Origin of the sequence: Pseudochrobactrum sp. B5, from assembly GCF_001939785.1 — a bacterium.
Taxonomy (GTDB): Bacteria; Pseudomonadota; Alphaproteobacteria; order Rhizobiales; family Rhizobiaceae; genus Pseudochrobactrum; species Pseudochrobactrum saccharolyticum.
In genome coordinates this window covers 817,285-832,487 of the sequence record NZ_MOYL01000001.1, presented here as the reverse complement: position 1 = coordinate 832,487, position 15,203 = coordinate 817,285, and the positions used below count along the sequence as shown (strand labels likewise).

Annotated in this window: 13 protein-coding genes; 8 read left to right on the top strand and 5 right to left on the bottom strand. The window is 52.7% G+C overall.

What is annotated here, in order from left to right; translation table 11 throughout:
• Positions 1 to 62 precede the first annotated feature (62 nt).
• The 4 genes from BKD14_RS03730 to BKD14_RS03715 all read right to left on the bottom strand — a co-directional run bounded on the left by BKD14_RS03730 (position 63) and on the right by BKD14_RS03715 (position 4,502).
• Positions 63 to 941 carry a sugar kinase gene (locus BKD14_RS03730; RefSeq protein ID WP_075654318.1) on the bottom strand — a complete coding sequence of 293 codons (879 nt, stop codon included), beginning with the start codon at positions 939 to 941 and terminating at the stop codon, positions 63 to 65.
• Between the two features lie 62 nt (positions 942 to 1,003).
• Positions 1,004 to 2,536 (bottom strand): altronate dehydratase family protein, encoded by a 1,533-nt coding sequence (locus tag BKD14_RS03725; RefSeq protein WP_075654317.1) that lies wholly within the window; start codon positions 2,534 to 2,536, stop codon positions 1,004 to 1,006.
• 3 nt (positions 2,537 to 2,539) lie between these two features.
• Complete coding sequence (gene uxuA, locus BKD14_RS03720) at positions 2,540 to 3,748, bottom strand: mannonate dehydratase (protein WP_075654316.1); 1,209 nt, start codon at positions 3,746 to 3,748, stop codon at positions 2,540 to 2,542.
• Positions 3,749 to 3,818: 70 nt separating this feature from the next.
• On the bottom strand, positions 3,819 to 4,502 hold the full coding sequence (locus BKD14_RS03715; protein ID WP_245293580.1) for a GntR family transcriptional regulator: 684 nt from the start codon (positions 4,500 to 4,502) through the stop codon (positions 3,819 to 3,821).
• 260 nt (positions 4,503 to 4,762) lie between these two features.
• Between BKD14_RS03715 and uxaC the strand changes: the two genes are divergently transcribed.
• The 6 genes from uxaC to BKD14_RS03685 all read left to right on the top strand — a co-directional run bounded on the left by uxaC (position 4,763) and on the right by BKD14_RS03685 (position 11,841).
• Positions 4,763 to 6,163, top strand: coding sequence for a glucuronate isomerase (uxaC, locus tag BKD14_RS03710; RefSeq protein ID WP_075654315.1), 1,401 nt, complete (start codon positions 4,763 to 4,765; stop codon positions 6,161 to 6,163).
• Positions 6,160 to 7,641: a mannitol dehydrogenase family protein gene (locus tag BKD14_RS03705; RefSeq protein ID WP_075654314.1), complete on the top strand. Its 1,482-nt coding sequence runs from the start codon at positions 6,160 to 6,162 to the stop codon at positions 7,639 to 7,641. Before uxaC ends, BKD14_RS03705 begins: the two co-directional genes overlap by 4 nt.
• Before the next feature lie 133 nt (positions 7,642 to 7,774).
• A complete protein-coding gene (locus BKD14_RS03700) occupies positions 7,775 to 8,953 on the top strand; it encodes an extracellular solute-binding protein (RefSeq protein WP_075654313.1) in 1,179 nt (392 codons plus the stop codon).
• Between the two features lie 59 nt (positions 8,954 to 9,012).
• Entirely contained in the window at positions 9,013 to 10,092 is a 1,080-nt protein-coding gene (locus tag BKD14_RS03695; protein ID WP_075654312.1) for an ABC transporter ATP-binding protein, read from the top strand.
• 8 nt (positions 10,093 to 10,100) lie between these two features.
• A complete protein-coding gene (locus BKD14_RS03690; protein ID WP_075654311.1) occupies positions 10,101 to 11,000 on the top strand; it encodes a sugar ABC transporter permease in 900 nt (299 codons plus the stop codon).
• Position 11,001: 1 nt separating this feature from the next.
• The gene (locus BKD14_RS03685) at positions 11,002 to 11,841 is read left to right on the top strand and encodes an ABC transporter permease subunit (protein WP_022710252.1); all 840 of its coding nucleotides are present in this window, start codon (positions 11,002 to 11,004) and stop codon (positions 11,839 to 11,841) included.
• Between the two features lie 187 nt (positions 11,842 to 12,028).
• Here the strand turns inward: BKD14_RS03685 and BKD14_RS03680 are convergent, their stop codons facing one another.
• Positions 12,029 to 13,216, bottom strand: coding sequence for an ROK family protein (locus tag BKD14_RS03680; protein ID WP_075654310.1), 1,188 nt, complete (start codon positions 13,214 to 13,216; stop codon positions 12,029 to 12,031).
• Positions 13,217 to 13,428: 212 nt separating this feature from the next.
• Here BKD14_RS03680 and BKD14_RS03675 point away from each other — a divergent pair, with 212 nt between their 5' ends.
• Positions 13,429 to 14,178 carry a glucosamine-6-phosphate deaminase gene (locus tag BKD14_RS03675; protein ID WP_075654309.1) on the top strand — a complete coding sequence of 250 codons (750 nt, stop codon included), beginning with the start codon at positions 13,429 to 13,431 and terminating at the stop codon, positions 14,176 to 14,178.
• Positions 14,160 to 15,170 (top strand): N-acetylglucosamine-6-phosphate deacetylase, encoded by a 1,011-nt coding sequence (locus BKD14_RS03670; protein ID WP_075654308.1) that lies wholly within the window; start codon positions 14,160 to 14,162, stop codon positions 15,168 to 15,170. The genes BKD14_RS03675 and BKD14_RS03670 overlap by 19 nt, the downstream gene beginning before the upstream one ends.
• Positions 15,171 to 15,203 lie beyond the last annotated feature (33 nt).

Sequence of the window (15,203 nt, the reverse complement as noted above, 5' to 3'; positions counted from 1 at the left end):
AAAAAAGGCCGGTTTAAACCGGCCTTTTTATTAAGGCTCTGCAAATAAATGACTTTTACCTATTACACTAATTTTCCCATCGGCATTAACGCTCCGCGCTGCATCACCACCTGAGAGGCAACAGCATGTCCGGCTTTAACAGCCGTCTCAATATCTTTACCGCTCAGCAGTGCTGCCAGAAAACCGCCGTTGAATGAATCTCCGGCACCGGTTGTGTCCACCGGTATAAGTGGCTCAATATTCGTGATCTGACGTGTGCCACTGTCATCAGCAATCAGCATTGTACCGCCGCCGTTTTTAACCACAACAGCTTGCGCACCGGCAGCGCGATAGCGGGCAGCACAATCCTCTAAACTACGATCGCCAAACATTGCCGCTTCATCATCAAAACTCGGCAACACAATCTGCGCAACCGCTGTTGCCTGCATGATCGTTTCGCGCAAAACATCATGGCTTTCCCACAAACGCGGCCTGATATTGGTATCAAATACCACCGTTTTTCCGGAGCGGGCAGCATCTCGCAAATGAGAAATAAATACTGTCCGCTGCTCAGGACAAAGAATAGCCAGCGTAATCGCAGAAAAATAGATGATATCGGCATCAGAAAAAGCCTTGGCGAGCAATGGCTGATTGGCCGCCAGCAGGCGTGCTGCCGACTGGTTGCGCCAATAGGTAAAATGCCGTTCCCCGTTCTCAACTTCGATCAGGTAAAGACCAGCCTGACGCTGCGCATCTTCCTCAATATAGTCAGTACCGATCCCGTTCCGGTTCAGAAAATCTTTCATCTTGGCAGAAAAACTATCCGTACCGATACGGGTAAAATACGACACATCCCATTCCTGCGGAGACAAGCAAGCACGGGCATACCATGCGGTATTTAAAGTATCGCCTGCAAAGCCAAGATAAAACTCACTGCCTCCCAGTGAGGACATTTCAATCATACATTCACCGGCAGACAAAAAGAGCTTTTTCCTCACCGTTCCCCCGTAACGTTATTTGCTTTTCAGGTCGTTGCCCCGAGCTGCCATGGCACAAATTCATTATCGCCATAGCCGTAAATTTCACTCACTGTCTTGCGGCCGGAAGCAACAGCAATAATCTCCTCAAAGATACGTTCCCCTGCCTGCTGGATACTCTCCTCGCCGGTAACAATGCCACCGCAATTCAGATCCATGTCTTCCTTCATATGCTCATACATATCTGAATTGGTTGCAATTTTAATACTCGGCGCCGGTTTGAAACCCGAGACCGAACCACGCCCTGTGGTGAAACAGATGAGGTTACAGCCCCCTGCCACCTGCCCTGTTACAGAGACCGGATCATAGCCCGGTGTATCCATAAACACGAAACCCGCCTCATCAATTGTCTGCGCATATTCATAAACCTGACGCAGTGGCATAGAGCCGCCTTTCGCCACGGCACCGAGCGATTTTTCGAGGATTGTGGTCAGCCCGCCCAACTTATTGCCATGAGACGGATTATTATTGAGCTCATCGCCGTTGCGCTGCGTGTAATCGCGCCACCAGTCAATCCGTGACAACAGCTTTTCAGCAATGTCCGGCCGCGCCGCCCTGCGGGTCAGCAAATGTTCAGCACCATAAATCTCCGGCGTTTCCGATAAAACACTGGTGCCGCCATGCCGCACAAGTAAATCCGATGCATAGCCGAGTGCCGGATTTGCGGAAATGCCCGAATAACCATCCGAGCCGCCGCATTGCAAGCCGAGTTTAAGCTGCGACAAAGGCTGTTGCGTGCGCTGCGCCGCATTCACAACCGGCAACATTGTTTCAATCGCTGCAATCGCCGCTTCAATTGTCTTCCGTGTGCCGCCATATTGCTGGATGGTCAGCGTCTGCAAACGCTCACCTTCTTCCAGCTTGTAATGTTCAAGGATCGGAGCAATCTGATTGGTTTCGCAACCCAGCCCGATCAGCAACACGCCGCCGAAATTGGGATGACGGGCATAGCCCTGTATTGTGCGGGTGAGAACCCGATAGGCTTCCGACTGTGTATTGATCCCGCAGCCGCCCGCATGACCAAGCACAACAACACCGTCAATATTATCGTAGTCTTTCAGCCCGCCCATGCGGTTGAAATGATCCGCCACATATTGCGAAACAGTGGCTGAACAATTCACCGTTGCAATCACACCAATATAATTGCGCGTACCAACCCCGCCTGCACTGCGGTCAAACCCCAGAAAACTGCGTCTTTCCGCTTCCGGAAACAATTCCGGCTCCGCATAATCAACACAGAATTCATGCTCGTGCTGTGACGGCAGCATTGCCAAATTATGCAGATGCACATGCGCACCCGCAGCAATATCTTCTGTCGCGACACCAATCACATTGCCGTATTTGCGGATTTCCTGTCCTTTTGTGATGGGTACAAGTGCAACTTTATGCCCTTTGCCGATCAGATTAGCGGCTACAAGTTCACCACTGCCGACAGGTTCTCCGGCACGGATTGTCACCCGCGCAACCGCCACATGGTCAGACGGATGAAGGACAATAACCGGACTGTTCTGACGGGTCATCACTCACCCGCCCGCCTTTGCCGGACACAAAGTACCGGCATCCAATGCAGTGATTACCCCGCGCAATTCTGCAAGGCCACGTAACCGCCCGATAACCGGATAACCCGGTGTCACCTGCTTTGCCAGATCATCCAGCATACGGTGACCATGATCAGAGCGGAAAATAATCTTTGATCCGCTATCCCGCTTGCGGTCTTCCTCGACCAGCGCACGCAGCAATGCAACCATATCCACATCGCCTTCAAGATGGGCGGCTTCATAGAAGCTGCGCCCGTCACCCTGTCGCGTGGTTGCCCGTAAATGCGAGAAATAGATACGTGATGCAAAACGGCGCGCCATTGCAGGCAGATCATTATCCGCCTGCACACCAAGACTGCCGGAACAGAAGCACATGCCATTGGCCGGAGACGGCACCGCATCAAAAATCGCTGCATAATCAGCTTCATTTGAAGCAATGCGCGGCAGTCCGAACAGGGAGCGCGGCGGGTCATCCGGATGCAGGGTCAGGCGTACACCCAACTCGTCCGCAACGGGGGTCACTTCTTCCAAAAAAGCGATCAGATTTTGCCGCAGCTTATTGGCATCAACATGGGCATAGGTTTCCAGCTTGTCGCGGAAAGCCGGTATCGTCAGCGGCTCGGTTGTCGAACCCGGCAAAGCACTGGCAATATTGAAAATCAGCTGATTGATTTCAATCTCGCTCATCGCCTCATAGGTTGCACGGGCGGCAAGACGGTCAGTTTCGGAATAATCACGTTCCGCATTTTTACGCTGCAAAATATGCAGATCAAAAGCAGCAAAACGATCCTGATCAAAACGCATGGCTGTTGCGCCGCTTGGCGTGACATAATCCAGATCAGTGCGGCACCAGTCCACAACCGGCATGAAATTATAGCAAATGACTTTAATATCATGTGCCGCCAATGCCTCCATTGAGGCAATCCATGCGGCGATATCCTGTTTTGCGGCACCGCCTTCACGCTTGATCGCATCCGAAATCGGGATGCTTTCCACCACAGACCAGACAAGCGGCGTGCGGTCAGAAGGGGTATTTTCAATCAGCGTCTTGCGTTCTGCAATCTGACCAGACGTCCATGCCTGTCCGATCGGCACATCATGCAAAGCAGATACGATATCTGTCGCTCCGGCCTGACGTACAGCATCCAAAGGCACACCGGCATCCGGCCCGAACCATCTCCACGCTTGACGCATTAACCCCTCCTCCGAATAAGTTTTAATATTTTATGATTTTGAAAATCTGCGGCAGCGGACGAACGCCTGATCAGACAAAGAAATCCGGATGGCTTTTCCGCAACTCGTCAATATCCGGCAAAACCGCGCTGAGATGATGCTTCATCGCCTTTATCGCTTCCGGTGCATCTTTAGCGGCAATGGCATCCCTGATAAGTTTATGTTCGCGCAAAACCTGATCCATACGCCCCAGCACCGGAACGGTCATGCGCCGTGCACGGTCGATCTGGATTTTCACAAGCTTCAAATGCTGCCAGATACCGAGATAACCGGCGATTTCCGCAACCGCCTCATGGAAAGCATCGTCTGCCTCATGAAACAGCCCCAACTTTTCACGGCTGGCATGGAATTGCTGCATATCAATCAGCTCATCCAGCTTAGCGACGGCTTCCGGTGTTGACGATAATGCCGCGTGTTCCGCCGTCGCTCCTTCCAGCGCCTGACGGATCACCACAGATTCCGGTATCAGATCAACCGGAATGCGCGCCACGAAAGTGCCGGACTGCGGGAAAATATCGACCAGCCCTTCTTCAGCCAGACGAATAAGCGCCTCACGCACCGGCGTTCGACTCACACCGAATTGCTCAATAAAAGTTTTCTCGTTCAGCGCCGTGCCAGGCAGCAGCTTCATTGCAACAATATCCGCCTGTAATGCGCGGTAAATCAGCTTTGCTGCGGTTTCACGTCCTGCGGCAGGCCGCCTTCCTGAGGATATCTGCCCGAATGTCGGCTGCGTGTTCAATCTTGTTCTCCTGCCTGAATCTCAAGTCTTCAGGTCTTGTTTATCCGCTCGCAACTGCGATCCGAAACAAAAAATCCATGCGCTGTTGACATACTAATATATTATTATTTACTGTTCGCCAAGCGCCGGATGCAAATTCTGTACAAGACGGATCAAAAACCGCGGACAGAAAAAGCCGGACAGCAATGACGGGAAACAGACCTCAAAGTCTGTCAGGGAGGAAAAGACCAGTAATGGCACTCAATCCGGATCGCCTTCTGCCTGCGGAGGCAGACAGCCGCGCCATAGCGCGACGCTTGTTCGCATCGGTCGAAAAACTGCCGATTATCTCCCCGCACGGGCATACCGAACCGTCATGGTATGCGACAGATGCCGCTTTTCCCGATCCAGCAACCCTGTTTGTCAAACCCGATCATTATATCTGCCGTATGCTCTACTCACAGGGCATTCCGCTGGAGCAATTAGGCATTGCACGTCTGGATGGCGCAGCGGTGGAAACCGACAGCCGCACCATCTGGCGACTATTTGCAAAACACTGGCCTCTGTTTCGCGGCACACCGTCCCGCCTCTGGTTTGAACATTCTCTGGAGAGCGTTTTCGGCATTACGGAACGTCTCAGCGAGAACAATGCCGACCGGCTGTATGACCTGATTTCCGAGAGGCTGGCGACGCCGGAAATGCGTCCGCGCGCGCTATATGACCGCTTCAATATTGAAGTAATCTCCACTACGGATTCCGCCAATGATCCCCTGACACATCATGATGCGATCCTTAGCTCAGGCTGGCACGGACGCGTTGTCCCCGCCTACCGGCCGGATGCAGTGGTTGATGCATCCCGTCCGGACTTTCATAGTGAACTGGAAAAATTTATCGCACTGACAAATAATCCGATGACTTATCAGGGTTATTTGCAGGCGCACCGCAACCGCCGTGCCTATTTCAAGGCACGCGGCGCAACATCCACCGATCACGGTCACCCGACTGCACAGACAGCCAATCTCTCGGCAGGGGAAGCGGAAGCACTGTTCGAACGCATCATCAAACAACCGGTTAAACCGGAAGATGCGGAACTGTTTCGTGCGCAGATGCTGACCGAAATGGCTCGCATGAGCATTGATGACGGGCTGGTGATGCAGATCCATCCGGGTTCATACCGCAATCATAATCCGCAGATTTTTTCCGCTTTCGGTTTTGACAAAGGTGCGGATATTCCAAACCAGACCGGCTATGTGAAAGAACTCAAACCATTGCTGGATGCGCATGGCAATGATCCGCGCCTGACGCTTATTCTGTTCACGCTGGATGAGACGGCTTACAGCCGCGAACTCGCACCGCTGGCAGGGCATTACCCTGCCCTCAAGCTCGGCCCCGCATGGTGGTTCCATGACAGTTCGGAGGGGATCAGACGCTATCGTGAGCTGACAACGGAAAGCGCCGGCTTCTACAATACAGTCGGTTTCAATGACGACACCCGCGCTTATCTCTCCATTCCTGCCCGCCATGATATGGCACGCCGTGTGGATTGTGCCTTCCTTGCCCGTCTTGTTGCTGAGCACCGCCTTGATGAGGAAGAAGCCTATGAAGTCGCTCATGACCTCAGCTACCGGCTGGCTAAACAGGCTTATAAATTATGACCGGAACACTCAATTCTCTATCCGATAAAACCTTGGCCGATCTGCCTGCAACTGTGGGCAAGCCTGCCTATAATCGTGCCGATCTGAAAACAGGGATTATCCATTTAGGTATCGGTGCATTTCATCGTGCGCATCAGGCAGTGTATACAGAAAATATTCTGCAGGATGACCCGAGCTGGGGCATTACCGGCGTTTCTCTGCGCAGCCCCGACACCAGAGATGCGCTCGCACCGCAGGATTATCTCTATAGTGTTGCCGTGCGTGATGGTGCCGGTGAAAAGCTGCATGTTATCGGCTGTCTCACCGATATTCTGGTCGCACCGGAAAATCCGGAAGCCGTGCTGCAAGCCATGTGCCAGCCGGATATCCGCATTGTCACGCTGACTGTGACCGAAAAAGGCTATTGCTACGCCCCCGCCAGCCGTACGCTGGATGAGAGCAACAGCGATATTATCCATGACCTGAAACACCCGCATGCGCCGCGCTCTGCCCCCGGTTTTCTGGTCGAGGCTATCAGGAGAAGACACGCATCAGGACTACAGCCTTTCACAGTTCTCTCCTGCGATAATCTGCCAGCCAATGGTGAAACACTGAAGCGTGTGACTGTCCGGCTTGCCGAGCTGACCTATCCGGAACTTAGTCACTTTATCGCGGAACATGTTGCATTCCCGTCCAGTATGATTGACCGCATTGTACCGGCAACCACCGATCAGGATCGCGCAAGTGTCAGCCGTGCTTTGAACGTGAAAGATCAATGGCCGGTCTGCACAGAACCGTTCAGCCAATGGGTGATTGAAGATCACTTCCCTTCCGGCCGCCCTTCATGGGAAAAATCCGGCGCAAGTTTTGTCCGCGATGTCGCAGCCTTTGAACTGATGAAGCTACGGCTGCTCAACGGCAGTCACTCTACACTTGCCTATCTCGGCTTTCTCGCCGGTCGTGAAACCGTATCCGCAACCATGGCCGCTGCCGGTTTTAAAACATTCATCCGCGCCATGATGAATGAGGAAATAACGCCGACACTGCCCGCTCTGCCGAATTTTGATCTTTCAACCTATAAAGACCAGCTGATTGAACGGTTCTGTAATCCAGCCCTGCATCACCGGACTGCGCAGATTGCTATGGACGGCTCGCAGAAACTGCCGCAACGCCTGCTGAATACAATCCAGAACCGTCTTCTGGCCGGTCAGTCTTTTGATCGTTTGGCATTAGGTGTTGCCGCATGGATGCGCTTTGTAACTGGTAAAGATGAAAACGGACAGGCTATCGACATTCGCGATCCGCTGCGTGAACAACTCTTGCAGGCAACGGCGGGGCTCACCACTGCGCAGGATATACTGAATGCATTGCTGGCTTTTGACAGTATTTTCGCACCCGAACTCGCCCAAAATGCACGTTTCAAAGCCGTCATTTTACAACAGCTTGAAACATTACTGACAAACGGCGCGGCTAAAACAGTTCAGATTTCAAGTCCGTAAATACCAAGGCGTAAAAACGGGATATTTTTTGCTTGCCCTGCAAAATTGATAGACTAATATATTAAAATAAAAGAGCGGCCTTTCTGAGGAGGCAGGCCGCACTACCAATAAAAAACAACGGGGAGGAACAGTCATGCATTTCACACGCAGACAGACATTGGGTGGTCTGGCAGCTCTTGCTACACTTCCGGCAACAAAGCTCTGGGCACAGAGCAAATTGGCACTACCGACATCGCCGGTCGCAATCAACATTGTTGATGTCGCCGGCAATCTGGCGCTGACCCAGAAAGCAATTGAAAATTATGCTGCGGCTAAGCCGGAACTGGTTTCAAAAATCACTTTCACCAAAGCACCGGCACCCGAACTTCCGGGCAAGCTGAAAGCGCAGCAGGCCGCCAAACGTCTTGATATTGATCTGGTGCTGACCGGCGCAGATGCGCTGGCTGCCGGACTGGAAATGGACCTGTGGGTCAAGCTGTTTCCTGACCACACCGCGGCCTTACCTGACCTGCAATCCATTTATCTGGAACCGGCATGGCGCATGCAGGCCTTTGCCAAAGATCACGGCGTTGCAGTCGTCTATTATCCGTCGGGCCCGCTGCTCGAATATATGCCTGAGCATGTGAAAAAAGTGCCTGCCAATGCGGAAGAATTGCTCGCATGGGCAAAAGAAAATCCGAATAAATTTGCCTATGCCCGTCCGGCCAATTCCGGCCCCGGCCGTACCTTCCTGATGGGGCTGCCATATCTGCTCGGCGATGCAGACCCGCGCGATCCGGTCAAAGGCTGGGATAAGACATGGGCTTATCTGAAAGAGCTGCATAAATATGTTGAATATTACCCGACTGGCACCGGCGCTCTGATGAAAGAGCTTGGCGAAGGCACCCGTCATATGACTGTGACCACAACCGGCTGGGACATCAATCCGCGCGTGCTTGGCGTGGTGCCAAAAGAAGCAGCCGTTGCCAAACTGGATGGCTTCCATTGGGTTGCCGATGCGCAGTTCATGAGCGTGCCGAAGGGTGTCAGTGATGAAAAACTCGCTGTTTTGCTCGATCTGATGAGCTTTCTGCTCACCCCTGAGCAGCAGGCCTATACCTATGATGAAGGCTATTTCTATCCGGGTCCTGCGGTCAAAGATGTGCCGCTTTCCATGGCGCCGCAGTCCAGTCAGGATGCCATCGCGGAATATGGCCGCGCAGAATATGCCGACTGGATCGCCAATAATCCGGTGGAGCTGCCGCTTGATCCGGATGCCATGGTCGTCGCGTTCCGCCGCTGGGACGAAGAAGTCGCCAGCCAGCCAAAATAAAACCGGTAAACGACGGATGTCATCTGCATTTCAGGTGACATCCGGCAATGAGGTATTTCATGCAACTTGCGTCACTACCCTTTGAGGAAATCCGGCTTGAAAAGCTCAGCCGGTCTTTCGGAGCCCATCAGGCATTAAAAGGCATCTCCCTTTCGATCAGAAAAGGCGAATTTATTGCCCTGCTCGGCCCGTCCGGCTGCGGAAAATCCACAGCATTGAACTGTATCGCCGGACTGCTCGCGACAACGGGTGGTGGTATTTTTATTGATAAAACCCGTATCGACACCCTGAAGCCGGAAGATCGCGGTTTCGGCATGGTGTTTCAGAATTATGCGCTGTTTCCGCATATGACTGTACGCCAGAATGTCGGTTTCGGCCTGAAAATGCGCGGCACCCCCAAAGCGGAAATGAACAGCCGTGTGGAAGCCGCCATTGCCATGGTACGTTTGCATGGTCAGGAAGACAAATTGCCGGGGCAGCTATCGGGCGGCCAGCAGCAGCGTGTTGCCATTGCCCGCGCCATCGTGATTGAACCGCCTCTGGTTCTGATGGACGAACCATTGTCCAATCTTGATGCCAAGCTGCGCTTGGAAATGCGCGCTGAAATCCGCCGCATTCATAATCAGCTTGGTGCAACAACAATTTATGTGACTCACGATCAGGATGAAGCGCTGTCGCTGGCCGACAGGATTGTGGTGCTCCGCGACGGTGAAATCCGACAGGTCGGTTCACCGGTCGAGCTTTATGAACATCCGGACCATCTGGATGTGGCCGAATTCATGGGCTATCGCAACCGCCTCTCCGGTAAAGTTATCGCCGAACAGAACGGCAAGGTGACACTCGATATCGGCAATGCCCATATATCCGGCACCGCACGGGTGCCGCTGACCGTCGGGCAAAATGCTGTTCTTGCAGTGCGACCGGATGATGTGAGCACGACAGCTGCAAACGCATCAAGCATCCAATCAAATATTCTGGCTAAAGTTGAGACAATTGAATATCGCGGCCGTGATTTTGTCGGCACTGCCAGTACCGATAATACACATGAGCTGGTGTTTCACGCTTCAGCAAATGCAGCACCGGGCAGCGCTATCGCTCTGACTATCGACCCTGCCCGTGCCCTTGTGTTTCCGGCGTGAGGTGACACATGAACACCTCTTCCGATCTTGAAAAACTGTCATTGCGACAAAGGCTCGCCGTCAAAGGGATCGACGGCACAACCATGCTGGTTCTGCCTGCGGTTATCTTCCTGCTGGGAGTCTTTATCTATCCGTTCATCTACGGCTTGCTGCTCTCCTTCACCCCGCAAGAGGGGGAAGGCATGTTTGCCAATTATATCAAATTCTTCTCCGATCCGTTTTTGTATAAAACCATCGGAACGACATTGTGGCTGGCCATCCCTGTCACGCTGATCAGCCTGCTGATTGCTGTGCCGGTCGCATTCCGTGTCCGGCTGATGCGCCGTCAGCGCCTGCTCACCACCATTCTTGTTCTGCCGGTCACACTGGGTACAGTACTGGTGGCCGAAGGCTTGCTCAATTATCTTGGGCCTCAGGGCTGGTTTAGCCGCACGCTGATGTTTATCGGACTTGTCGACAGCCCTTTAAAGCTGACCAATAATTACTGGGGTGTCTTCGCATCGCTGATTATTACCGGCTTTCCTTTCACCTTTTTGCTCACTTTGTCTTATGTCACCGGCATTGATCCGGCGCTGGAACAGGCCGCAGCAACTCACGGCGCCAAAAGTTGGCAGCGCTTCCGCCACGTCCTTCTGCCGCTGTTGATGCCGGGACTGGCAATTACCTTCTGCCTGTCCTTTGTGCTGGCTTTCGCAGTCTTCCCGTCCGCCGTATTGCTTGGCGCTCCGGCAGGGCCGACACGCGTCATTTCCATTGCCGCCTATCAGGCAGCCTTTGAGCAATATGATTATTCAATGGCATCCGCCGTTGCCATGATTATGGCCACTGTGCAGCTGGCGATTGTCGCGGCAGTCCTTGGCATACGCAGTCTGTTTTATCGCGGCGCGACCAGCGGAGGTAAAGGCTAATATGATCAGAGATACCTCTATCGGATCCAAATTATGGATCACCGCCGTCTGGGTCATTGTTGCCTTTTTTGTCATCAACCTGCTGGCAATGATCGCAACAGTCGTGCTCTCGTCCTTTTCAACCCGCTGGCTCGGCACATGGTTGCCGCAGGCACTGACAACGCGCTGGTATTTCACTGCTTGGCGGGAGTTCCAACTCGGCGATGTGCTGATCGTCACCTTCCAGATCGTCTTCACGGTTGTGGCTCTGTCCGGTCTGCTCGGCGTTACGGCAGCCTATGCCATGGCGCGCCGTAACTTTCCCGGCCGCAATCTGGTGATGCTGCTGTTTCTGCTGCCTTTGCTGGTACCGCCAATCACCTTTGGTATTCCGCTGGCAACTGTGCTCTATCAGGCGGGTGTCGGGGGGACATTCTGGGGCGTTGTGCTGGCCAATCTGGTGCCGACCGTTCCCTTTGTTATTCTGGTGATGATCCCGTTCATTGAGCAGATTGATCCGAAAGTGGAAGCGGCCGCGCATGTCTTTGGTGCGAATAAATTCCAGCTGTTTCGCTATGTGCTGATGCCGATGCTGCTGCCCGGCATTCTGGCTGCATTGCTGCTGGTGCTTGTCCGCACAGTTGCCATGTTTGAGCTGACATTTCTCACCGCAGGACCAACCAGCCAGACGCTTGTTGTGGCGCTCTATTATTCTGTCTTTGCCTCGGGCGTACGCTCAGTCCAGTCTATTGATGCCATGGCAGTGATCTATATGATTACCACTCTGGTATGGCTGTTGCTGGCACTGCGCTTTGTCAATCCGACGCAGATTGTTGCCCGCGCCAAACAGTCTAACAATTAAAAAATACACCCGCCGTCAGAGCATATGATCTGACGGCGGGTTTAGAGCGGTTCCCGTTAAAATTAAATCGGTAAAATCGCTCTAACTCTTTGTTTCAACGCGTATCTTATCTGATCGAAGCGGGATTTAGAAATCAGTCCGGTGGACTGATTTCCCCGCGAAGGCGCTTCACACTTTTCGGGATACGCTATAATTCTCCCGCTGCAATGGCGGGTAAGTTTCCGAGAGCGCTCTCAATCAACGGACGAATAGCGCTGTGCAAAATGTCCTGATTTTCGGTTTGCACCATAATCACATCAGGCAGTTTTAAAGCACCAACCAGCCCTTCTGCCTGAAACTGACTGCATAACTGAGTAAAAACAGCCTGATTAGAAGTAAACGGCCCTGTCAGATAGACTCTGTCAGGAAACAAAATGCGGCACATATTGCCCAGTGCCCGCGCCACAAGACGGGTTGCCAGCTGCATATCAGCATGATCTGCAAGTGATGCATCCTGCAAATATCCGCCGATATCCTGCTCTTGGCCCAAACATGTCAGCTCATCCAGCCCCAATTGCTGCAACAAGACCGGCAGGGCAACGGCTGTTTCCAGACAACCTCGGTTTCCGCAACCGCAGGGGCGATCCTGTAATGTATCGAAACGCCAATGGCCGATCTCACCGAAAGGCCCCTGATGAGCAATACTGGCAACATCGCGGGAACAATAAGCAAGCCCGATCCCCCAGCCCCAATGCAACAATGCGGCGGTATTGACCGGCGCAGTCTCTGCTTTGAAATGCACATCCAGCTCGATATCCAGCTGGCGGAACAAACAGACAAGCGGCGTAACAGGGTTCAAAGCTTCAGCGAGATTAAAGTCCCGCACCTGCGGCCAGCGGGATGTAATCAGCCAGACCCGTTTTTTAACATCGACAATACCGGCCACGAGAATTGTCGTGCCGACATGCACCATCATATCCGGTTGTGAAGCCCGCAATGTCTGTATCATTTGTTGCAAAAAAACCGTCATCTGCTGATTATCAGCAGCATCATTCAAACGCTTTGTCTGCGAGGCAATAATATTCCCCTGCAAATCCAGCAAAGCGCCTTCCACCAGATAGCTGGTCATTTTAATAACAGTGAAACCGATCCGCTTTGCATTCAATCGTACAAGTGTTCCGGGGCGCCCGCGTCCGCGCCTTTCCGCCACGTCTTCCGTTACAAAACCATTATCCAGCAAATCCGCTATAGTGCGGGAGGTTGTCATGGACGTGAGTTCAAGGGCAGCCGCAAGGCTGGCGCGGGACTGCCCGTCCGCCTCCAGCAGACTGCTGACAACACGAGCACAATCACGCTGATGCGCATCGGAAAAGCGGAGATTCTGAAAATTCTGCATAGCAACTCATCCCATATTATTATTTTGAATAATATTATTCAAAAATAACTTGCAAGCCTAAAATGAAGGTGTATTCTTTTAATCAGGAGGAGGCAGAGGTCAGTGTCAGCTTTAAAAAGCGACCTTACCGATCAGCCTTACAATCAGAGCTTTGCAGCCTGCGTCATGCGCGGGAATGCTGATGCTTTGCCTTTTAAAACAGGGAGAGTGGCGTGGAAATACGTGTTTTCGACACGAAACAACAATTGGGAGAGGCTGCGGCAAAACGTGGTGCGGAGGCCATCAGATCGGCACTGCGCAACAAGGGGAAAGCCTCAATTATTGTTGCTACCGGTGCCAGCCAGTTTGAAATGCTGGAAGTACTGATCCGCGAACCGGATATTGACTGGTCCAAAGTCACTGCCTTCCATCTGGATGAATATGTCGGCATGAAAAAGAGCCATCCGGCAAGCTTCCGCCGCTATCTGATTGAGCGTTTTGTTGAACCGCTCGGCGGTAAAGTGACACTCCATGAAATCAATGCCGAAGATAATCCGGAAGCAGAAGCCGGCAGGCTCAGCAAGCTGATCATGGATGAAAGCATTGATGTTTGCTTTGCCGGTATCGGCGAAAATTGCCATCTGGCTTTTAATGATCCGCCGGCCGATTTCGAGACCGACAAACCCTATATTATTGTTGATCTGGATGAAGCCTGCCGCCGCCAGCAAATGGGTGAAGGCTGGTTTGCCACGCTGGAAGATGTGCCTGCTCAGGCTATCTCCATGAGCATTAAACAGATTATGAAATCGTCCCTGATCATTCTATCCGTGCCGGATCAACGCAAGGCGCAGGCTGTTAAAAATGCCCTTGAAGGATCAGTAACGCCGCTTCATCCGGCATCCATTTTGCAAAATCACAACAACACTGTGGCTTTGCTCGACACACAATCAGCGTCGCTTTTGTCATGCGCACCAAAGGCTTAACCGATCTTCAGGTCAACGGCTTTGCCGGTGTTGATTTCAACTCCGGCAAGCTTACCGCATCTGAACTCGACCATGCATTAGAAGCTATGCTCGCGACAGGTGTCACCGCCTGTTTGCCGACGCTGATCACTGCTGCACCGGATGTGTTGCTACAGCGTATTCAAGTGCTGGATAATGCCATTCAGCATAGCAGACTTGGCCGCCTGATGTGCTTAGGCCTGCATATTGAAGGGCCGTTTCTTAATCCGCAACAGGGTTTTGCCGGATGCCATCCGGCCGGCGTTATGACACCACCATATGCCAGTCTGATTGAGGAGTTGCAGGCGCGGATCACCACACCGATCCTGCTGGTGACGCTGGCGCCGGAACTCTCCGGTTCTGAAGAATTCATTGCAGCCATGAAGGTCCGCAATATTCTCACAGCCATCGGCCATTCTGATTGTAACTTTGAGACTGCGGCTCAAGCAGCCTCGGCCGGAGCCAACCTCTCCACCCATCTCGGCAATGGCCTGCCGCAGCATATGCCAAAGCTGGATAATCCGTTATTTGCCCAGCTGGCCGAAGACCGCCTCACCGCTTGCTTCATTGCCGACGGATTTCATATTCCGCCGCAAGCGCTCAAAGTCATGATACGGGCGAAGGGGATTTCGCGTTCCGTCTTGGTAACCGATGCGGTTTCCGCAGCAGCGGCTGAGACAGGCTTTTATCATTTCGCGGATATGCGGATTGAGCGCCACGATAATGGCATGGTCAAAAATCCGAATGGTGCCGGTCTCGCCGGTTCAACGCTGTGTCTCGATCAGGCTGTGCGTAATCTTGTGGCATGGGGCATTGCCTCCTTTGATGAAGCAGTGCGCATGGCATCCGGTAATGTTGAGGCACTTCTGGCACCTGTCCTCGCTGCACGAGGCATTAAACGGCCTGTGAGTTTCATCGAATGGACATCTGATCTGTTTATACGGAAAGCAACCTTTCCGGAGCATGACGCATAAGCATCAAAACCGCTCAACTTATAAAAATAAAAA